The organism is Streptomyces sp. NPDC032161, assembly GCF_040636995.1.
Lineage (GTDB): Bacteria > Actinomycetota > Actinomycetes > Streptomycetales > Streptomycetaceae > Streptomyces.
Genome location: NZ_JBEZVN010000005.1, coordinates 168,087 through 187,238, shown reverse-complemented (window position 1 = coordinate 187,238; position 19,152 = coordinate 168,087). Strand labels below are relative to the sequence as shown.

18 protein-coding genes are annotated in these 19,152 nt (G+C 71.2%); 2 read left to right on the top strand and 16 right to left on the bottom strand.

Going from position 1 to position 19,152, the window contains the following annotated elements; all coding sequences use genetic code 11:
* Window positions 1-21: 21 nt before the first annotated feature.
* Complete coding sequence (locus AB0E67_RS15055; RefSeq protein ID WP_362025989.1) at window positions 22-1,089, top strand: ATP-dependent DNA ligase; 1,068 nt, start codon at window positions 22-24, stop codon at window positions 1,087-1,089.
* Between the two features lie 64 nt (window positions 1,090-1,153).
* Here the strand turns inward: AB0E67_RS15055 and AB0E67_RS15050 are convergent, their stop codons facing one another.
* From AB0E67_RS15050 to AB0E67_RS14985, 14 genes are all read right to left on the bottom strand, one after another.
* A complete protein-coding gene (locus tag AB0E67_RS15050) occupies window positions 1,154-2,374 on the bottom strand; it encodes a lytic transglycosylase domain-containing protein (protein ID WP_362025986.1) in 1,221 nt (406 codons plus the stop codon).
* A 37-nt stretch (window positions 2,375-2,411) separates the two neighbouring features.
* On the bottom strand, window positions 2,412-3,218 hold the full coding sequence (locus AB0E67_RS15045; RefSeq protein ID WP_362025984.1) for a nuclear transport factor 2 family protein: 807 nt from the start codon (window positions 3,216-3,218) through the stop codon (window positions 2,412-2,414).
* A 40-nt stretch (window positions 3,219-3,258) separates the two neighbouring features.
* A complete protein-coding gene (locus AB0E67_RS15040; RefSeq protein WP_362025981.1) occupies window positions 3,259-3,789 on the bottom strand; it encodes a hypothetical protein in 531 nt (176 codons plus the stop codon).
* 76 nt (window positions 3,790-3,865) lie between these two features.
* Complete coding sequence (locus AB0E67_RS15035) at window positions 3,866-4,525, bottom strand: hypothetical protein (protein WP_362025978.1); 660 nt, start codon at window positions 4,523-4,525, stop codon at window positions 3,866-3,868.
* A 19-nt stretch (window positions 4,526-4,544) separates the two neighbouring features.
* Window positions 4,545-5,063 carry a hypothetical protein gene (locus AB0E67_RS15030; RefSeq protein WP_362025975.1) on the bottom strand — a complete coding sequence of 173 codons (519 nt, stop codon included), beginning with the start codon at window positions 5,061-5,063 and terminating at the stop codon, window positions 4,545-4,547.
* Window positions 5,060-6,316, bottom strand: a complete 1,257-nt coding sequence (locus tag AB0E67_RS15025) for an MlaD family protein (RefSeq protein ID WP_362025972.1) — start codon at window positions 6,314-6,316, stop codon at window positions 5,060-5,062. Before AB0E67_RS15025 ends, AB0E67_RS15030 begins: the two co-directional genes overlap by 4 nt.
* Window positions 6,313-7,617: an MCE family protein gene (locus tag AB0E67_RS15020; protein WP_362025969.1), complete on the bottom strand. Its 1,305-nt coding sequence runs from the start codon at window positions 7,615-7,617 to the stop codon at window positions 6,313-6,315. Before AB0E67_RS15020 ends, AB0E67_RS15025 begins: the two co-directional genes overlap by 4 nt.
* A complete protein-coding gene (locus tag AB0E67_RS15015) occupies window positions 7,614-8,756 on the bottom strand; it encodes an MCE family protein (protein ID WP_362025966.1) in 1,143 nt (380 codons plus the stop codon). Before AB0E67_RS15015 ends, AB0E67_RS15020 begins: the two co-directional genes overlap by 4 nt.
* Window position 8,757: 1 nt before the next feature.
* Window positions 8,758-9,777, bottom strand: a complete 1,020-nt coding sequence (locus tag AB0E67_RS15010) for an MCE family protein (protein WP_362025963.1) — start codon at window positions 9,775-9,777, stop codon at window positions 8,758-8,760.
* On the bottom strand, window positions 9,774-10,805 hold the full coding sequence (locus AB0E67_RS15005; RefSeq protein WP_362025961.1) for an MCE family protein: 1,032 nt from the start codon (window positions 10,803-10,805) through the stop codon (window positions 9,774-9,776). Before AB0E67_RS15005 ends, AB0E67_RS15010 begins: the two co-directional genes overlap by 4 nt.
* Window positions 10,802-12,118 carry an MCE family protein gene (locus AB0E67_RS15000; RefSeq protein ID WP_362025958.1) on the bottom strand — a complete coding sequence of 439 codons (1,317 nt, stop codon included), beginning with the start codon at window positions 12,116-12,118 and terminating at the stop codon, window positions 10,802-10,804. The genes AB0E67_RS15005 and AB0E67_RS15000 overlap by 4 nt, the downstream gene beginning before the upstream one ends.
* Window positions 12,115-12,918: an ABC transporter permease gene (locus AB0E67_RS14995; protein WP_362025956.1), complete on the bottom strand. Its 804-nt coding sequence runs from the start codon at window positions 12,916-12,918 to the stop codon at window positions 12,115-12,117. Before AB0E67_RS14995 ends, AB0E67_RS15000 begins: the two co-directional genes overlap by 4 nt.
* A gap of 6 nt (window positions 12,919-12,924) precedes the next feature.
* Window positions 12,925-13,779, bottom strand: a complete 855-nt coding sequence (locus AB0E67_RS14990) for an ABC transporter permease (RefSeq protein ID WP_362025953.1) — start codon at window positions 13,777-13,779, stop codon at window positions 12,925-12,927.
* Window positions 13,776-14,771, bottom strand: a complete 996-nt coding sequence (locus AB0E67_RS14985; protein WP_362025950.1) for an ATP-binding cassette domain-containing protein — start codon at window positions 14,769-14,771, stop codon at window positions 13,776-13,778. The genes AB0E67_RS14990 and AB0E67_RS14985 overlap by 4 nt, the downstream gene beginning before the upstream one ends.
* Window positions 14,772-15,509: 738 nt before the next feature.
* Between AB0E67_RS14985 and AB0E67_RS14980 the strand changes: the two genes are divergently transcribed.
* The gene (locus AB0E67_RS14980; protein WP_362025947.1) at window positions 15,510-16,442 is read left to right on the top strand and encodes a hypothetical protein; all 933 of its coding nucleotides are present in this window, start codon (window positions 15,510-15,512) and stop codon (window positions 16,440-16,442) included.
* A gap of 124 nt (window positions 16,443-16,566) precedes the next feature.
* On the opposite strand, the gene AB0E67_RS14975 is transcribed toward AB0E67_RS14980, so the two are convergent.
* Window positions 16,567-18,111, bottom strand: a complete 1,545-nt coding sequence (locus AB0E67_RS14975; RefSeq protein ID WP_362025944.1) for a DUF6801 domain-containing protein — start codon at window positions 18,109-18,111, stop codon at window positions 16,567-16,569.
* A 205-nt stretch (window positions 18,112-18,316) separates the two neighbouring features.
* Window positions 18,317-18,925: a hypothetical protein gene (locus AB0E67_RS14970; protein WP_360110883.1), complete on the bottom strand. Its 609-nt coding sequence runs from the start codon at window positions 18,923-18,925 to the stop codon at window positions 18,317-18,319.
* Between the last annotated feature and the right edge of the window lie 227 nt (window positions 18,926-19,152).

The following is a 19,152-nucleotide window of genomic DNA, read 5'->3' as shown; positions in this document are numbered from 1 at the left end:
CCCCCGGGTGAGAATCGGACCATGGACCTGCCGGTGATGCCGCCCGTGAAGCCGATGCTCGCCAAGTCCGTCGCGAAGATTCCGCCGGGCATGCAGTACGAGGCCAAGTGGGACGGCTTCCGGGCGATCGTGTTCCGTGACGGCGACGAGGTGGTGATCGGCAGCCGCACCGGGAAGCCGCTCACCCGCTACTTCCCCGAGCTGGTCACGGCCGTCCGGGACAATCTGCCGCCGCGCTGCGTCATCGACGGCGAGATCGTGGTCGCGTACGAGGGCCGGCTGGACTTCGACCGGCTCGGTGAACGGATCCATCCGGCCGATTCCCGGGTGCGGCTGCTCGCCGAGCGGACCCCGGCCAGTCTCGTCGCCTTCGACATCCTGGCTGCGGGCGACGACTCGCTGCTCTCCCTGCCCCAGTCCGACCGGCGCACCGTGCTGGAGGCCGCGCTGTCCGCCGCCGAACCGCCCGTCCATCTGGCCCCGGTGACCAGGGACCCCGCGGTCGCCGAGGTGTGGTTCGAGCGGTACGAGGGCGCGGGGCTCGACGGCGTGGTCGCCAAACCGCTCGACCTGCCGTACCGCCCCGACACCCGCGTGATGTACAAGATCAAGCACGAGCGCACCGCCGACTGCGTGGTGGCGGGGTACCGCCTCCACCGGAGCGGACCGGTCGTCGGCTCGCTGCTGCTCGGTCTGTACGACTCCGGCGGCGTCCTGCAGCACGTCGGGGTCTGCGCGGCGTTCTCGGCGAGACGCCGCGCCGAACTGGTCGAGGAGCTGGAGCCGCTGCGCGTCGGCTTCGCCGGACACCCGTGGGCGGCGTGGGCGGACGCCGAGGCGCACGAGACCGCCCGACTGCCCGGGGCGCCGAGCCGCTGGTCGGGGAAGAAGGACCGGACCTGGGTGGCGCTGCGGCCGGAACGGGTCTGCGAGGTGGCGTACGACCACATGGAGGGCGACCGTTTCCGGCACACCACCCGGTTCCGCCGGTGGCGGCCGGACCGCACTCCGGAGAGCTGCACGTACGCGCAGCTGGAGGAGGTGGTGCGGTACGACCTGGCCGAGGTGCTGCCGGCCCGTGGCCGGTGAGCCCGTTGCCCTCCCGGCCACGCTCGCCTCGGGGCGAACGTCCCCGGGAGGGGACGAGGTGCCGTCAGTCGGCGGAGGGCGGGTCCGACGGGGTGCGGCACGGTTCCTCGCCGGGACCGGACCCGGGATCCGGGGACGGGCTCCGCGTCGCCTCCGGCGATTCGCCCGGGTCCGGTGAGGCCGAGCCGGTGGGGCAGCCGGGGCCGGGGTCCGTCGTGCCGGGGCCGGGGGTGGTGCCGGGGTCCGGGGAGGACGGTCCGCCGTCGGTGGGGCGGGGCGACGCGGTCGGACCGGTGGGGTCCGGGCTCCCGGTGGGTCCGGGTGAGCCGGTCGGGGTGACGGACGGTCCCGGGGACGCGGACGACGAGGGACCGGGCGAGCCGCCGGGCTGCGGGCCCACGACGATGCCGCCGCCCGGGGACCCGGGTCCGCCGACCGGCCGCTTCGGCTTCTCGGGGCCGCCCGCGCCGGGGCTCCGGGGGACGACGCCCTTGCCGTCGGCCACCGGGTGGACGCCCTTGCGGTAGAACTCCAGCCAGGACAGCACGGTGCGCAGATAGGTGTCCGAGTGGTTGTAGGCGAGGACCGCACGGTCCAGGTCGGCCTTCACGGACAGGTCGCGCGCACCGGCGCACAGGTAGGCCCCGGCGGCGAGGGCGGCGTCGTACACGTTGTTCGGGTCGCGGCGGCCGTCGCCGTTCCCGTCCCTGCCCCAGTGGGCCCATGTGGACGGGATGAACTGCATCGGTCCCACCGCGCGGTCGTACCTGCGGTCGCCGTCGTAGACGCCGTCGTCGGTGTCCCGGATCTCGGCGAAGCCCGCGCCGTCGAGCACCGGTCCGAGGATCGGGGTGAGGGTCGTGCCGTGCACGTCGACCCGCCCGCCGCCCGCGTGCCCGGACTCGACCCTGCCGATCGCCGCGAGCAGCTGCCACGGCAGACGGCATCCGGGCTCGGTGCGGCGCAGCGTGCTCTCCGCCTTGCGGTAGGCGGCGAGGACCGTGGTGGGGATGCCCGCCTCGGCCCAGGTCCGTGCGGCGGCCGGGCTCCGTTTCGCGCCGGGCACCGGCGGCTGCGGCGTCGCGAGCGGCGGGAGTTCGGTGTGGTAGGAGTCGTCGTTGGGCGCCTGGGACCATCTGACCTCCTCGGTGGTCTCCTGACGCTCCTTCGCGGTGTGTTCGTGACGGACGCCCGTCGGCGCCTGGGACGCGGTGAGCGCGGCCATGGCGGCGACCGCGGCCGCGGTGCCGCCGATCCTGCGGCGGGTGGTGCCGGTGAACCTCATGTGTGCTCCCCTCTCCCCGGATCGATGAGCCGCCGAGTCACTGCGCGAAGGTGTCGATGGCGGAGATCCGCCAGGTGCCGTCGCGGCGGACGGCGTCCACGGCGAACATCGCCGCCGCATAGGTCCTCTCCTCCGACGTGCCGGTACGGGTGTTGCTCTGGTCGGCGTAGATCAGCAGCCTGGCCCGGTCGCCGTCGAGGACTTCCACACCGCTGTCGGTGACGGTGGTGGTCAGGACGAGCTTCTGTTTCGGTCCCTGCGCGCGGACCTGGGCGAGCATGTCGCGGTGCTGCTGGACCGCCTTGCCGACCAGGTAGGTCCGCACCGCCTGCTCGGACTTGGCGGTGGCGGCGTAGTTGTACGAGAAGACCGCGCCGACCGCCTCGGCGATCTGCCCCTTCACCTCACTGGTGCGGCCGATGTCGGTGAGGGCGGTGTTCTGCCGTGCGGGTTCGTCGCGCAGGCTCGCGGCCTGGCCGAAGGCCCAGGCGGCGAAGGCTCCGAGGAGCACGGTGAGGGCGCAGAGGACGGCGGGGAGACCGACCCGGAGGCGGGGCACCCGGCCGGATCCCGGTCCTCTGCTCTCCCGGCTCGTTCCTCCCCGGCGCGCTTCCCTCGTCCCCGTGCCGTCCGGAGAGGCGTCGTCCGTGGTGGCGGTGTCCGGATCGGTGTCGTCCGGCACGCCGTCCGCGCCGGTGTCCTCCGTGACCGGAAGGCGGTCGGGATCGGCGCGTGGCGCGTCCGGGCCCGCGGGCCCGCGCGGCGGGGCGATGGCTCCCCCGCGTTCCGCGGCGACGGCGGCCAGACGGCGTCGGCGGTTGACGAGGTGACGGGTGGTCGACATGTCCGGGGTCCTCTCGGTGACGGGGTGGGGAGCCGGGGCGTCAGCCGGCCGTGTTGCCGACCGGTGCCTGGCCGAGGGCGCTGAGCTTCCACCCCTCGGGCGTGCGGGTGAGCTGCCCGAGCATCCGGCTCTCCTTCACCGCGGGCTCGGCCTTCGGGGCGGTCACGGTGATCCGCAACGCGACCATCACCGACGCCTTGCCGGCCCGCTCGTCGAGTTCGGTGACCGCGCCGGACAGCACCTTCGCGGTGCTCACGGTCTCCGCCGCCCGGATCTGCTTCTCGAACCCGCTCCGCCCGTCGACGAGTTGCTTGTGCAGATCGCCGGTGGTGGAGTCCTCCCAGCCGTCCAGCCCCTCGTTCAGCTTCCGGTGGTCGAGGGTGTTCATGTTCTGCACGGCCTGCTCCCCCGCGGCCAGGGCGTCGTCGCGCGTCCTCGCGTACGCCACCGACTCCTCGTGCGCGGCCCCGTACCAGGACCAGCCGCCCCGGACCGCGCCCCCGGCCGCCACGACCGCGAGCGCGAGCGCCGCCATCACCAGCGGGTTCTTCCTCGTCCGTACCCGTGCCATTGCTGTCTCTCCCCTGCGGCTGAACTGAGCTGAGCGGTGGATGCCACGCGGTGCCGTCCCGGTGGCCGTCCGGCGGCTATCTGGCGGCGATGTCGACGATCCGCCAGTGCCCGCCCCGCAGTTCGGCGGTGACGGACAGCTGGGCGGCGGCCGTGGTGGCGGCCCTCCCCCGGCGCTCGTAGACCTGGTCGAGGAAGACCAGCAGATGGGCACCCGTGCCGGTCAGCCGGGTGACCCCGGCCCGTACGACATGGGTGGTGAGGGTCAGTTCCTGGTCCCGGGCCTGCTTCTCGACCTGGCCGAACAACGCCGCGTACTGCTGGAGCGCCTTCCCGTCGAGGTACCGCTTCGCGGACTCCTTGGTGGCGTCGGTCTCCCGCGGACCGTAGGAGAACACCGTGCCGAGCGCGTTGCTGACGTCACCGATGACCCTGGTGGTCGCCGCGGAGTCGGTCAGCGCGAGGTTGTCGGTGGCCGGAGTGTCCCGCAGTTGCCGGGCCTCGACGAAGAGCCCGGCGCCCGCGGCGAGCAGGGCGACGGTCAGCAGCACCGCCGAGCCCGCGAGGATCCGGCGGCGGGCGGACCGGGGCGCCCCGTCCGGTCCCTTCGCGTCGTCCGCCTCGTCCGCACCGGCCGTCTCGTCCGACGCGTTCCCCGGCGCCGCGTCCGCGCCCGCCGCGCTCCCGTCATCCACGTCCGCGTCCCGGTTCCCGACCCGTTCGTCCGTGCTCACCATCGCCGTCCTCCCCCGCTCCTCATGCGCCACCGGCCGCGATCGCCGTCAGCGCCTTGACCTTCCAGCCGCCCCCGGTCCGGGCGAGCGTGGCCTCGAAGCGCTTGCGTTCGGTGCCCGGCCGACCGGTGCGCGGGGTGATCCGGACGTCCACGGTCGCGATCAGCTCGGCGGTGCCGGCCCGTTCGTCGAGGGCGGTGAGCGCCGCGTCGGTGACGGTGCCGCGCGCCGTGCCACCGCTCCTGCGCAGCTCGCTCGCGTCCTTCTTCCGGGTACGGGCGAGCTGGTCGTGCAGGGGGCCGGTGGTGGCGTCGAGCCACTGCCGCAATCCCTCGTCCACGCTCCGGGCGTCCTTGCCGTCCAGGCTGTTCAGCCGGGCGAGGTGGTGTCTGCCCGCCGCCAGGGCGGCATCGCGGTTCTTCGCGTACGCGAGTGTGTCGTCGCCCCGCGCCCGTGCGTACGACCAGCCGCCGAGCGCGCAGACCAGCGCGGCGACGAGTACGGCCGCCCAGGCGGTCATGGTCCTTGCACGCGTGCTCATCGGCCGGCCTCCAGTCCGAGCAGCCCGGCCAAGCCCCTCGGGGCGGGCTCCGGGTCCCCGACGGACCCGAGCGCGCCGGGGAGCGCCCCTCCGGCATCGGCCCCGAGGAGCAGCGAGCCGGGTCTGGCGGGCTTCGGCAGCGGACCGCCCTTCGGCGCGTTCGCGCTGCCGCGCACGTTGATGCCGGTGCCCGGTGAGGCGGTGCAGCGCGCCTTGGTGTTGACCGCCGGGCCCTTCGACGTGTCGAGACCGTTGCGGTAGGTGGTGCCGCCGTATCCGGCGGTGCACGGAAGCGGTTCGAAGAAGGTGACGGACATGCCGAACCTGGCGCCGTCCTCGTCGATCGCGCTGGCCCCGGCCGCCACCACCGCGGGCAGTTTCACCAGCAGTTCCTCCATGCCGCGCTGCCGGGTCACCGCCACCTCGGACGTGGTCAGGAGGTTCGCGACGACGACGCCGAAGGCGGGGTCGAGATCGCGCAGCAGGCCGCTGATCTGCCCGGTGGCGTCGGGGGCGGCGGCGATCAGCTTCCGCAGGTCCGTGTCCGACCCCTTGAGCTGGGCCGCCAGTTCCTCGGCACCCGAGGCGAACCCCTTGAGCGCCTCTCCCTGTTCGGCCTGTGTGCGCAGTACCACCTGTCCGTCGGCCATGAGCTTCGTGTTGGTGGGCAGCGCGTCGTCGGCCGCCCGTACGAAGTCGCTCCCGGTGTCCAGAAGGACCTGGAGGTCGTCGCCCCGGCCGGTGAACGCGGCGCCGAACTCGTCGACCACGGTGCGCAGCGACTCCAGGTCGACCGATCCGGCGAGGCCGTCGATGCTGGTGAGGACGTTCGTCACGGGGGCCGGGACGGTGGTGTCGGCCTGCAGGATGACCGAGCCGTTCGCCAGGTAGGGGCCGCCGGAGCGGGTCGGCCGCAGGTCGACGTACTGCTCCCCGACCGCCGACAGGTTGGCCACTACGGCTTTCAGGCCGTCGGGGATGGGCGGTGCGGAGTTGTCGATGCGCAGTTCGGCCGCGACGCCGTCGTCGGTGAGTTCGATGGGACCGACCCGTCCGACGGAGACTCCTCGGTAGGTGACGTTGGAGTGGGTGAACAGGCCACCCGTCCTGGGGAGTTGGACCGTGACGGTGTAGTAGTCGCGCAGGCCGACGTAGTGGCCGAGGCCGGCGTACCGGACCCCGAGGTAGCCGAGCACCAGCACCGCGATGATCAGGAACGCGATGTTCTTCAGCCTGATGGCGAGGGTGATCACCGGTTGCTCCCCTCCGAGGGCGACGCCTCGTCCGAGGCCGACGGGCCGTCCGGCGACGCCGGCGGATGTGTGCCGGGCGCCGTTGTCCGGGGCGTGCCCGGGGCCGTCGCGGTCGGGGCGGTCGTGCCGGGCCTGCCCGGGGCCGGTGTCCCGGAGACCGTGGCCGGTGCCGTGACCGAGGGGAGCGGCAGTGGCAGTGCCGCGTCGGCCGACGGCACGGCCGCCCTCGCCGCTGGTGCCGTCACCGCGTCCGGGTCGAACGCCGGGATGATCTGTGTGCCGGGCACGGCGGTCAGGTCCAGGTACACGTTGAGGTAGTCCCCCTTCACCCCGCGCAGCACCTCGTCCGTGAACGGGTAGGTGAGCAGGACCTGGAGGGAGTCGGGCAGGTCGTTCCCGGAGTCCGCGAGCGCCTTGAGGGTGGGTGCGATGGCCTTCAGGTCGGCGATCGTGTCGTCCTTGCTCCTGTCGATGGTGTCGACGGCGACGGTGGAGAGGGTGTCGAGGGCCCGGAGCATGGTCAGCAGGGAACCGCGCTGCTTCTCCAGGACCTTCATGCCGGGGCTGAGGTCGGTGAGGACCTTGCCCACCTGCTGTTTGCGGGTGGCGAGGGTGGTGGAGAGCCGGTTGACGCCGTCGAGGGCCTCGGTGATGTCCTCCCGGTGCGCGTCGAGGTCGGTGACGAGTGTGTCGACCCGGTGGAGCATCGAGCGGATCCTGGGCTCGTTCCCGGCCATCGCCTTGTTGAGTTCGGTGGTGATGGTCTTCAGCTGGTTGATGCCCCCGCCGTTCAGGAGCATCGACAGGGCGCCGAACACCTCCTCGACCTCGGGGTTGCGATTGGTGCGGGTGAGCGGGATCCGGTCGCCGTCGGCGAGGGTGCCGCGCGCGGTGCCTCGCGCGGGCGGCGAGAGCTGGATGTACTTCTCGCCGAGGAGGCTGGACTGTTCGAGGTGCGCGTAGGCGTTGGCGGGGAGTTCGACGTCCCCGTTGACCCGCATGGTGACCCTCGCGTGCCAGCTGCCCGGGACGAGCGAGATCCTGGTGACACGGCCCACGGAGACGTCATTGACCTTCACCGAGGACTGCGGGGCGAGGCTGAGCACGTCCCCGAAGTCGGCGGTGACCTCGTACGGGTGGTCGCCGAGGTCCGCGCCGCCGGGCAGGGGCAGTTGCTCGATGCCCGGGAACCGGGGAGCCGCGCAGCCGGTGAGGACGAGGGCGCAGACGGCTCCGAGCACGCCCAGTGTGGTGGCCCGGGCCGCCGCGGGGGTCCGGGATCCGCGGAGTCCTCCGCTCATCGGCCCGTCCCCTTCCGCTTCCCCGCGTCGTGAACGGACGCATCGGCGCTCCCGTTCTTGTCGGGCGTGCCGTAGACCGTGCCCACCGCGGGCAGCGGCAGCGAGGGCAGCGCCCGCTGCCGTTCGGTGCCCACCGGGGAGAGCCCCCGGAGACCGGCGGCCGGCTGGGTGAGGGGACCGCCCATGCTGAGTTCGTTGAGGTCGGTGCGGCCGTTGAGCGTGCGGTTCTTCGGGTCGTACGCGTTCAGCACGTTGCCCGCCGAGAGGGGAAGGACGTCGAGGGACTCGGCCAGCGAGGCGCGCTGGTCGACGAGGGTCCGGGTGAGCGGCACCAGCGCGTCCACGTTCTTCTTGAGCGCGGAGCGGTTGTCCTGGATGAAGGTCTTGACCTGGGCGAGCGCCGTGCCGAGTTCCTTGAGCGCGGCGCCGAGGTTCTTCTTGTCGTCGGCCAGGAAGCCGGTCACGGAGTTCAGTTGGCGTTCGGCGTCGCGCACCTCGCCGTCGTTGTCCTTCAGCATGGTGGTGAACGACTGAAGGTAGGACAGCGTCTCGAAGAGGTCCCCGCTGCTCTTGTCGAGGGTCTTCGTCGCCTTCCCGAACTGCTCGATGGAGTTCCCGATGTCCTTGCCGTTGCCCTTGAGGTTCTTGGCCCCGGTGTCGAGGAGTCCGGCGAGCGCGCCCTGCGCGTTGGCGCCGTCCGGGCCGAGCGCGTCGGCCAGTTCGGTGATGGACGCGTAGAGCTGGTCGACCTCGACGGGGGTGGCGTTGTGCGCGGCGGGGAGTTCGGTGCCGTCGGCGAGCAGCGGTCCGCCGGTGTAGGCGGGGGCGAGCTGGACGTACCGGTCGGCGACGATGCTGGGAGCGACGACGACGGCATGGGCGTCCTTCGGGACCTTGACGCCCTTGTCGACGCGCAGCACGACCTCGACCTCCTTGCCGCGTGGCCGCACCGACTGGACCCGGCCGGCCTTCACGCCGAGGATCCGCAGGTCGGATCCGGCGTAGACGCCGGTCGCCCGGTCGAAGTACGCGGTGACGGTGGTGCCGCCCCGGTCGTCCAGGGCCATCACCCCGGTCGTGGCGGCGACGGCCATGACGGCGAGCCCGGCGCCGACGCCGACGATGCGGGTCGGTCTCATGTCAGTGGCCGCCTTCCTGCCGGGGAGGCATGCATCCGGTGGCCGGCGGGGTGCCGGCGGGCAGGTAGTTCTTCGGGACGACGCCGCAGACGTAGTTGTCGAACCAGCGGCCGTTCCCGAGGGTGTTGCCGACGAGCCGGTTGTACGAACCGGCGAGCGCGAGCACCTTGTCGAGGCTCTTGCGGTTCTTCTGCAGGACCGCGGTGACCCGGCCGAGCGCGTGGAGCGTCGGCCCGAGCTGTTTCTTGTTGTCGGCGACGAGACCGGTGAGCTGGGTGCCCAGGTCGCGGGTGCCGGTGAGCAGCAGGTGGATGGAGTCGCGGCGGGCCTGGATCTCGCCGAGGAGCAGGTTGCCGTCCTCCAGCAGGGTCTCGAAGCTGCTCTTCTTGCCGTCGAGGGTCTTCGTCAGCCTTTTGCTGCTCCTGAGGAGGGTGGCGAGCTGCGCGTCGCGTTCGGAGACGGTCCTGGAGAGCGCGGAGAGTCCGTTCGCGGCGCTCTTGACGTTCGGCGGGGAGTTCCTGAACGTGGCCGAGATCGTCTCGAAGCTCTTGGCGAGCTGCCGGGTGTCGATCTCCCCGATGGTCTCGCCCAGGCCGTCGAACGCCTGGGTGACGTCGTACGGGGAGGTGGTGCGGCTGGTCGTGATGCGTTCGTGCGGGTCCTGCGGCCCGTCGCCGAGCGGGTCGACCGCGAGGTACTTCTCGCCGAGGAGCGTCTTGATGGCGATGCCCACGGTGCTGGAGTCGCCGATCCAGGCGTCCCGCACCCGGAAGGTCACCTTCACCTCGGCGCCGTCGAGGGCGACTCCGGTGACCTCGCCGACCTTGACCCCGGCGATCCGTACCTCGTCGCCCTCGGTCAGACCGGCCGACTCGGTGAACGCGGCGGTGTACGTCGTGCCGCCGCCGATGAACGGCAGCGAGTCGGCCCGGAAGGCGGCGAGCCCGACGAGGGCCAGGACGAGCAGCCCGACGGCGCCGACGAGGACGGGGTTGCGTTCGCGCACGGGCTTGATCCTCATGACAGGCACCTCGGCTGGGTGATGGCGATGCCGGTGGGCGGTGCGCTGCCGTCGCTGGTCGTCACACCGGTGACCCTCGCCTCGCAGAGGTAGAGGTTGAGCCAGGAGCCGTACGAGGCGGTGCGGCTGATGGCCGCCATCTTGGCGGGCGTCCTGCGCAGGAAGTTCTCGATCTGCGGGGTGTTGTCGGCGAGCCGGTCGGAGAGGCGCCCGAGCTGCCGGATGTCGTCCTTGAGGGGCCCCCGGCCGTCGTCGAGCAGGTCGGCGGTGACGGTGGTCAGGGCGCCCATGGCGGTGACCGCGCGGCCGAGCGGTTGGCGGTCCCCGGCGAATCCGCTGACGAGCTTGCGGAGGGTGACGACGAGGTCGTCGAAGCCCGCCTCCCGGTCGTTGACGGTCTTCAGGACCGTGTTGAGGTTCTCGATCACCTCGCCGATCACCTTGTCCTTGGCGGCGATGGTGCCGGTCAGCGACCCGACGTGCTGGAGGATGCTGTCGACGGTGCCGCCCTCGCCCTGGAGCACCTGGACGATGGAACCGGCCAGTTCGTTGACGTCGGGCGGGGAGAGCCCTTCGAACAGCGGCTGGAAGCCGTTGAAGAGCTGGGTGAGGTCGAGGGCGGGCGTGGTGCGGGAGACCGGGATGGTGGAGCCGGCGGCGAGGCTCTCGCCCACCGGCCCGGCGCCCCGGTCGAGGTCGATGTACCGCTGGCCGACCATGTTGAGGTACTTGATCGACGCGGTCGCCGACGCCGGGAGCCCGCGCCCCTTCCGTACGGTGAAACCGACCTCGGCGAGCCTGCGGTCGGCGACCTCGATGGACTCGACCTGTCCGACCTTGACCCCGGCGATCCGGACGCTGTCGCCGACGACCAGCCCGGTGACGTCGGTGAACCTGGCCTTGTACGAACTGGTCCCGCCGACGCCGGTGTTGGCGACGGACAGGGCCAGCACGGTGGTGGCCAGTGTCGTCACCAGGACGAAGACGATCGATTTCGCGAGCGGTCCCGCGAGGGAGCGGCGCTTCACTTGAGCTTCACCTCCGCACCGCGGAAGGCCGGGCCGATGAGCACGCTGCTCCACTCGGGCAGGTCCCGCGGCTGGACCTTCAGTGTGGGAGCGACCAGTTCGTTGACGAGCAGGCTCTCCTGCCGGGAGTTGGGCATGCCGAGCGACGCGTCGGCCGCCGGGACCTCTTCGGGGGCTCGGGGGCCGGAGCGGGCCGACGGGTCCCGGTGCGCGGTGCGGACGTCCGCGGTCGGCGCGGTGTCGCCGATGTAGGGCAGGGAGTAGCAGTGCGGTCCGCCGGTCGCGTCGTAGACGGGGGTGTCCCTGCCCGCCACGTACTTCCCCTTGGAGGGCACGGTCTTGAGCGTGACGTGCAGTCCGGGCTGGTTCGTTCCCTTGCCGAGGGCCTTGTCCATGGCCGGGACGAAGGTGGCGAGGGTGCGCAGGGTGCAGGGGAACTCGGAGGAGTACGTGGCGAGGGTCTCCAGTGTCGGCCGGCTCGTCGCGGAGAGCCGGATGAGGTTGTCCTTGTTCTTCTTCAGGAAGGCGGTGACGTCCTGGGCCGAGGCGGTCGTCGATCCGTACAGGTCGGCGAGTCCGGCCTCTTGTTCGGCGAGGGTGCCGCTCGTGGTGGTGAAGTCGGTGAGTGCGTCGAGGACGTCCGGGGCGGCGTCCGCGTACACGGCGCTCACCCTGACGAGCTCCTTGATGTCGGCATTGAGCGTGGGCAGTTGGGGGTTGAGCTTCTTCAGGTGGGCGTCGAGCGTGACCAGGGTCTCGCCCAGCTTCTCGCCGCGGCCCTGGAGCGCCTGGGAGACGGCGGTGAGGGTGGCGGAGAGCTTCTGCGGCTGTACGGCGGTGAGCAGCGGCAGGACGTTGTCGAGGACCTGCTCCAGTTCGATGGCGTTGCCGGAGCGGTCCTGCGGGATGGTGTCGCCCGCCTTCAGGCTCCGCGCGGAGGGGGTCTCGGGCGGTACGAGGGCCACGAATCGTTCGCCGAAGAGGGTGGTGGGCAGCATCTGGGCGGTGACGTCCGCCGGGATGCGGTCCAGCTCCTCGGGCCGGATGGCGAGGGTGAGCCGGGCCCCCTCGCCGTCCGCGTCGATGGCGCGGACCTGTCCGACGACGACGCCGCGCAGTTTCACGTCCGCGTTCCGGTGCATCTCGTTGCCGACGGTGCCGGTGCGCACGGTCACGGTGGCGTCGTGGGTGAAGTCCTTGTTGTACACCGCGACCGAGGTCCACACGAGCGCGACGGGCACGAGGAGGAAGCCGATCCCGGCGATCCGGCGGCGGGTCGTCCCTGTCTTCGTCGTCTGCGTCGTCTTCGTCATCCGGCCACCTTCACGGTCGTCGTGGCGCCCCAGATGGCGAGCGAGAGGAAGAAGTCGGTGACGCTGATCAGCACGATGGCGTTGCGCACCGACCGGCCCACGGCGATGCCGACCCCTGCGGGCCCGCCCTCGGCGCGGAAGCCGTAGTAGCAGTGGGCGAGGATCACCATCACGCTGAAGACGAGCACCTTGAACACGGACAGCAGCACGTCGTCCGGGGAGAGGAAGAGGTTGAAGTAGTGGTCGTAGGTGCCTTCCGACTGTCCGTTGAACAGGACGGTGACGTAACGGGACGCCACGTACGACGAGAGCAGCCCGATGGCGTAGAGCGGGATGATCGCGACCACTCCGGCGATGACCCGGGTCGTGACGAGGTACGGCATGGAGCGCACCCCCATCGCTTCGAGGGCGTCCACCTCCTCGTTGATCCGCATCGCGCCGAGCTGGGCGGTGAACCCGGCGCCGACCGTCGCGGAGAGCGCGAGTCCGGCGACGAGCGGGGCGATCTCGCGGGTGTTGAAGTAGGCGGAGATGAAGCCGGTGAACGCGGACGTGCCGATCTGGTTGAGGGCGGCGTAGCCCTGGAGGCCGACGACCGTCCCCGTGAAGAGGGTCATGGCGATCATCACGCCGATGGTCCCGCCGACGACGCCGAGTCCGCCGCTGCCGAAGGCGACCTCGGCCAGGAGCCGCTGCACCTCTTTGAGGTAGCGCCGCAGGGTGCGCGGGATCCAGATCAACGCCCGTATGTAGAAGGTGAGTTGGTCGCCGGAGCGATCCAGCCGGCCGAGCATGGACATCGTCTCTCAGCTCCCCTTCGCGGGGACGATCTGGAGATAGATCGCCGTGAGGATCATGTTCACGAAGAACAGCAGCATGAAGGTGATGACGACGGACTGGTTGACCGCGTCCCCGACGCCCTTGGGCCCGCCGCGCGGGTTCAGGCCGCGGTGGGCGGCGACGATGCCCGCGATGAAGCCGAAGATCAGCGCCTTGACCTCGCTGATGTAGAGGTCGGGGAGCTGGGCGAGCGCGGAGAAGCTGGCGAGGTACGCGCCGGGCGTGCCGTGCTGCATGATCACGTTGAAGAAGTAGCCGCCGAGGGTGCCGACGACGGAGACCAGTCCGTTGAGCAGGACGGCCACGCCCATGGTGGCCAGGACGCGCGGGACGACCAGGCGCTGGACGGGTGAGACGCCCATGACCTCCATGGCGTCGAGTTCCTCGCGGATCTTCCGCGAGCCGAGGTCGGCGCAGATCGCGGAGCCGCCCGCGCCGGAGATGAGCAGGGCCACGATGAGCGGGCTGGCCTGCTGGATCACGGCGAGGACGCTGGCGCCGCCCGTGAAGGACTGGGCGCCGAGCTGCTGGGTGAGCGACCCGACCTGGAGGGCGATGACCGCGCCGAACGGGATGGAGACGAGGGCGGCGGGCAGGATGGTGACGCTGGCGATGAACCAGAACTGCTCGACGAACTCCCGTACCTGGAACGGCCTTCGGAAGACCGACCGGGTGACGGACAGGGCGAGCGCGAAGAGTTTCCCGGTCTCGCGCAGCGGCGCCAGCAGCCGTGTCGGCGGTCTGCGCACCGGCACCGGGTCCGGCGGCGGGGCGTCGGTGGCGGGCGGCCCCGGGGGCCGCACCGGAAGGTCGGCGGTCATGGCCTGGCACCGCCGGCGGCCGGGGCGTAGCTGTTCATGATGGCCGTGCGGGCGGCCTCGGGGAGCTGGCCCATCATGCCGAGGACCCGCTCGCGGCGGCGCTGGACGGCCCGGCGGACCGGCATCCCGGGCGAGGGCTCCAACTGCGGCACCACGGTGCGCGGTCCCGGCGCCGGGGCGGATCCGCCGCCCTCGGCGCCCCGTCGCTCGGCGGCGAGGGTGGCCGCGTCCTTCTCCTCGGACATGCCGATGGGCCCTTCCCGGCGCCCCGCGAGGAACTGGGAGACGACCGGTTCGTCGCTGGTCAGCAGGACCTCACGCGGACCGAAGGTGACGAGGTTGCGGCAGAAGAGCATGCCCATGTTGTCGGGGACCGTGGCCGCGATGTCGAGGTTGTGGGTGACGATCAGCATCGTCGCGTCGATCTGCGCGTTCAGGTCGATGAGGAGCTGGGAGAGATAGGCGGTGCGGACCGGGTCGAGTCCTGAGTCCGGCTCGTCGCACAGGATGATCTGCGGGTCGAGCACGAGGGCCCGGGCCAGCCCGGCGCGTTTGCGCATCCCTCCGGAGATCTCTCCGGGCAGTTTCCCCTCGGAGCCCAGCAGACCGACGACGTCGATCCGTTCCATGACGATGCGCCGGATCTCGGATTCCCTCTTGCGAGTGTGCTCGCGCAGCGGAAAGGCGATGTTGTCGAACAGCGACATCGAGCCGAAAAGCGCGCCGTCCTGGAACATGAGCCCGAACAGTTTGCGCGTCTCCATGATGTCCCGCTCGGGACTGTTCACCATGTCGACACCATTGATGAGGACGCGTCCCCGCTCCGGTTTCAGCAGTCCGATGATGGACTTGAGGAAAACCGTCTTTCCGGTGCCGGACGGGCCGAGCATCACGCTTACCTCACCGGCAGGCAGTGTGAGCGACACGTCCTGCCAGATGTTCTGCTTGCCGAAAGACTTGGTAAGGCCCTCGACGACGACTTCGATTCCCATCCCACCTCCTGCATGCACTCACGAAGTGACAGAAGTGCACCGAGGGGCGCACGTTAAGTTCATCAGGACCGCCGGGACAAGCCCTTGAACAGCCATTTCTTCAGGAGCCGGCCCGTTTGTCATGCGATGACAAACTCCCGCGTACGCCTTGTCGACGGATGCGCAACCCCAGCGGCGGGACCGGGCCGGGCCCGCGCGTTCCGAGAGGGAGCAACCGTCGGACATCGTGGCCGAGTTGCCTACGGGGGCGACGTTACGGCTGGGTAACCTGACCGGGCAATACCGGCTCTCCAAGTTTTCGCCGGCCCGCGCCACCCCCCTCGTGTTCTTCGCACGAATTGAGCAGGAAACCGGGGGGAACTGTCACGGGATGACAAGTTCTCCGCACCGGCGAAAGACCGTCTCGATGGCCGGTTCTGCCATCACACGGGTGCGCACCGAATGACAAGTCGCCCTCGTGGCGCACTCATCCGGGAACGAGGAATCGGTCACGGGGCAACAATCTCGGACAACAGGATTGTGCGGCGGTGTTTCCCGCCAGTAACCTCACGGCTCGGTGAAAGGGACGTCCGTTTCGGCATTGTTCGCCGCGGACTCCGGCACCCGTACCGCACACCGATGGTCTGTGCACCCGTGACACCTGGCCCGAAAAGGTGCCGGTTTGGGTGTGTCACAGAAAGACCCGAGCAACTCCGCTTATGTGGCCGCCCGGTGGCGGCTGCCCGAAAAGGGGACGACATGAGATCTGGTTCGAGACGGGCGCGCCTGGGGCTGCTGGCCTCCTTCACCGCACTCGCCGCCTTCGCGTCCGTGGGATCGGCCACCGCCGCCACGGGCCTCAACGGCCACTGGGCACCCTTCACCCGGTGCCCGGTGGACGCGCCGGCCATGCTGGCCGCCGACGGGCTGAACGACACTGCGGTCTGCGTCTCCTCGCACTCCGCGAGCGGCTCCATCAAGCTCGGCAGCACGACCGTGCCGGTGGGCGCCAGCGACCTCCAGGTCGGTGTGGTCACGCACCCCGGCGGCGGCTCGACGGTGGTCTCGCCCGCCGGCGGCGCCCTGGTGGCCGACTCCGCGCAGATCCCCGGCGGGCTGCTCGGGCTCATGTGCCCCAGTGACATCCCGGTGATCAGCGGCATCTGCAACCAGATCACGAACAGCACCCTGAACCGGGTCACCGCCACCATCGAGTCGGTGGGCAACCCCAGCGACTTCCAGCTCCTGGCGGGCGTCACCACGGGCAAGCCGATCATCACGCTCCCGGTGCGCATCCACCTGCAGAACCCGTTCCTCGGCGACGCCTGCTACATCGGCTCCGCCTCGAAGCCGATCCTGCTCCGCCCGCAGAACCTGACCCGCCCCACCCCGGGCACCCAGCAGTTCGCCGGTGACGGCACCCCGGACCCGGCCGGCGTGATGGGCCGCATCAGTCTCATCGGCGCCAACCAGACGGACACCACCTACGCGGTCCCGGGCGCGAGCGGCTGCGGCCTGGGCCTGCTCGACTGGGCGGTGAACCTGAAGACCGGGCTCCCCTCCGCCTCGGGCGACAACAACGTGGTCCTGAACAACGCCCAGACGTACGTGGCCACGATCAACGACCCGAGCAGCGCCGCCCCCGACGCGGGCAAGCTGATGTCGCGGTACTGGCACTCGGCGGCACGGTAACCGGCACGGCCGGCCGGACAGCGGGCGGGGCCGTCCTCGGAGGGTGGCCCCGCCCGCGTGCCCGGCAGCTCACGTCGCCCGGCCGACGCGCGCCCGCGGGCCGCTCCTCGGCCGGGGCCGGCGGTCAGCCGGCTGGAGTCTCCTTGCCGGGCAGCACCGGCACGGTCGGCGGGCAGAAGGTGCTGCTGTCCGAGGGGACACAGGTCATGCCCTGGTTCATCGCGACGACGTTCCCGGGACCCGAGATGGCCGCCGTGAACAGGTTGTCCAGGTCCTCACCGCCGGTCCCGCAGCCGGAGAACGGCGGGATCTCGACCTTCCCGTTCATGGGGCCTCCGCCGAAGACATTGACGTACTTCGGGAAGTCGCCGTTGAGGACCACCTTGAACGGAGCCACGGTGCGGCAGTTCGGGCCCACGTCCAGGGGGGTCCCGTTGACCTCGACGTCGCGCAGTCGCAGCGACTGCTTGAACGAGGCGGTGGCGAAGTAGGTCTTGGTGCTGCCCGTGCCGATGTTCCCGGTCGAGATCGTGAGCGGCCCGTTCTCGAACTCCACCTTCGCGGACACCGGCTGGAACCCGAACGTCAGGAAGGTGGAGTCGGCGTCCGGCAGCTTCAGGTTCCCGAGCGAGTCGAGCCGCAGGTAGTAGCCGCCCGGGGCGTTGGCCGCGCGCTGGCCGCGGTGCACGTTGGCCAGGACGCTGATCAGACCGGGCTTCTTGGCGGGATCGTTGATGATCATCGCCCCGTTCAGCTTGTACACGGTGGCCATGCCGACCGCGTAGGCACAGCCGAACGTTCCCCCGCCGGGGATGTCGACCTCCATGACGGGGCCGCCTTCCGGCGGTTTCGGCGCGTCGCTCCAGTCCGCGGTTCCGGTGGGCGGATCGACGGGGCACGGCTCCTCGCTCCCGGCCTCCGCCGTCCGCGGCTCCACCGCGATGCGGTCACCGGCGCCCGCGCCCCCGTTCGTGCCCCGGGCCCCCTCGTCCCCTTCGTCCCCCTCGGTCCTCGACGGCCAGGGGTCGGGCGGGCCGGCCGTCACCGGAACGGTCGCCAGCGGCGTGCCGCCGTCCTCGGCGGGTTCGCAGCCGAGCGGCGAAGCGGCGGCCGGCCCGCCCTCCGCTCCGGCCTCCGGGGCGGTGTCCGCGACGGGACGCAGTCCCAGCGTGAGCCGGCCCGCGGTGAAGGTGACGTCGCCCGCGGCCGGCAGCGTCACCGACGGGACGGGCCCGGTGTGGACGAGGCTCGCCTCGCCCTCGGCGGGGACGGCGGAGCCCGGCGCCGGCAGGTCCAGCCACCGGGCCTCGGCCGACCGGCCCTTCTGCCTGATCCCCACGGCGAGCGTCGCGGTGCTCGCCACCACCTCGGTGCCGGCCGGCAGCAGCGCCTCCAGGTCCGCCCGCGCGAGCCGTACGTCGACCGTCACCGGACCGCTCTCCAGCGGTGTCCCCGCGGTCCCTGAGGGCGGGAAGGCCGTGGTGACCCGGACGGTGACCCGGCCGGTGCCGCCCGGCAGGGCGCAGTCGTAGGCGAGGGTCACCGCCGAACCGCCCTCCTCGGCGGCCGATCCGGAACCGGACAGCAGCCCCGCGAGGAGCACGACGGTCGCGACCGATGCCAGGCGCACCGACCGCCTGCCGCCGGTCGCCGATGTCTTCACGTTCATTCTGGCGCTGTCCTCCCTGGTACGGGGTGCTGCTGGGGTACGGCCCGGGACCGGCGGCTCCCCGGCGCGGTCCCGCCGTGCGGGTCCCCGGTGCCCGGGGCGACGGGCGGGCAGTGAACGGCCGCTCGGGGTGGTGGCGAACCGTTGTCCGCCACCACCCCGAGCCGGAGGTGGACCGGGCCGCCCTCCGCCCGGCTCCGCCACGTCACGACGTGGCGGTGATCTTCTGCTTCGGGCTCACCACGTACTCGGCGTTGAAGCTGGCCACGTCACCATTGCTGATGAGGCCGAGGCAGCTGGCGTTGGACGCCTTCAGGTCGCTTCCCGTGCCGTCGATGACGAGGGAGCCCTTGGTGTTGTCGTAGTGCCCGTACACCTTGCCCTTGAAGTCCGCGTTGCAGCCGACGCCGGAGATGTGCGCCGAGATGTCGCTGACGGTTCCGTCGACCCAGTCCGCGTGCGTGGCGTTGGGCTGGATGACGTTGATCTTCCAGGGCGTCGCCGTCATGGAGACGGTGAAGGAGATGCCGCCCACGTCGCAGCCGGTGAACGTGATGTTGTTGATGCTGCCGATCCCGACGCCGTCGGCGCTGGTCGTCTGGAGCGTCCCGGACGTCACGGCCGAGGAGTCGCAGACGAGCTGGACGAGGGGGACGTCCAGCGTCGGGAGCGTGGCGCTGGCGGTGAACGCGCCGCCCGGACTGACCGTCCAGGAGTGCGACGCGGTGGTGGCCGAGGCCGACGACACCGTCATCCCGATGGCCGCGCCGAATGCTGCGGTGACGAATGCGGCTCTGCGTGCAAGGGTGTTCACGATTCCATTTCCCTTCAGAAGGCGTGACCCATGCGGAGAACCCGTCCCGCCGGAATGGCTGGAACTCCGATGGGGGCACAGGACAGAGAAGTGGCAGTCCGGCCTGACCGACTGCGCGACCACTTGCGTTCGGCGAAGACGCTACGGTCGGGTAACGTTGCTCCGCAACAGTCGTGACGAAGAATCTCCCGAAGCGCGAATCCCGGTCGGCAATTTGTCGTGACGCG

Excerpts from the sequence above, each read along its gene's own strand:
- AB0E67_RS15055 (WP_362025989.1), top strand. The coding sequence starts at position 22 with ATGGACCTGCCGGTGATGCCGCCCGTGAAGCCGATGCTCGCCAAGTCC.
- AB0E67_RS15050 (WP_362025986.1), bottom strand. The coding sequence starts at position 2,374 with ATGAGGTTCACCGGCACCACCCGCCGCAGGATCGGCGGCACCGCGGCC.
- AB0E67_RS15045 (WP_362025984.1), bottom strand. The coding sequence starts at position 3,218 with ATGTCGACCACCCGTCACCTCGTCAACCGCCGACGCCGTCTGGCCGCC.
- AB0E67_RS15040 (WP_362025981.1), bottom strand. The coding sequence starts at position 3,789 with ATGGCACGGGTACGGACGAGGAAGAACCCGCTGGTGATGGCGGCGCTC.
- AB0E67_RS15035 (WP_362025978.1), bottom strand. The coding sequence starts at position 4,525 with ATGGTGAGCACGGACGAACGGGTCGGGAACCGGGACGCGGACGTGGAT.
- AB0E67_RS15030 (WP_362025975.1), bottom strand. The coding sequence starts at position 5,063 with ATGAGCACGCGTGCAAGGACCATGACCGCCTGGGCGGCCGTACTCGTC.
- AB0E67_RS15020 (WP_362025969.1), bottom strand. The coding sequence starts at position 7,617 with ATGAGCGGAGGACTCCGCGGATCCCGGACCCCCGCGGCGGCCCGGGCC.
- AB0E67_RS15015 (WP_362025966.1), bottom strand. The coding sequence starts at position 8,756 with ATGAGACCGACCCGCATCGTCGGCGTCGGCGCCGGGCTCGCCGTCATG.
- AB0E67_RS15010 (WP_362025963.1), bottom strand. The coding sequence starts at position 9,777 with ATGAGGATCAAGCCCGTGCGCGAACGCAACCCCGTCCTCGTCGGCGCC.
- AB0E67_RS15000 (WP_362025958.1), bottom strand. The coding sequence starts at position 12,118 with ATGACGAAGACGACGCAGACGACGAAGACAGGGACGACCCGCCGCCGG.
- AB0E67_RS14995 (WP_362025956.1), bottom strand. The coding sequence starts at position 12,918 with ATGTCCATGCTCGGCCGGCTGGATCGCTCCGGCGACCAACTCACCTTC.
- AB0E67_RS14990 (WP_362025953.1), bottom strand. The coding sequence starts at position 13,779 with ATGACCGCCGACCTTCCGGTGCGGCCCCCGGGGCCGCCCGCCACCGAC.
- AB0E67_RS14985 (WP_362025950.1), bottom strand. The coding sequence starts at position 14,771 with ATGGGAATCGAAGTCGTCGTCGAGGGCCTTACCAAGTCTTTCGGCAAG.
- AB0E67_RS14980 (WP_362025947.1), top strand. The coding sequence starts at position 15,510 with ATGAGATCTGGTTCGAGACGGGCGCGCCTGGGGCTGCTGGCCTCCTTC.
- AB0E67_RS14975 (WP_362025944.1), bottom strand. The coding sequence starts at position 18,111 with ATGAACGTGAAGACATCGGCGACCGGCGGCAGGCGGTCGGTGCGCCTG.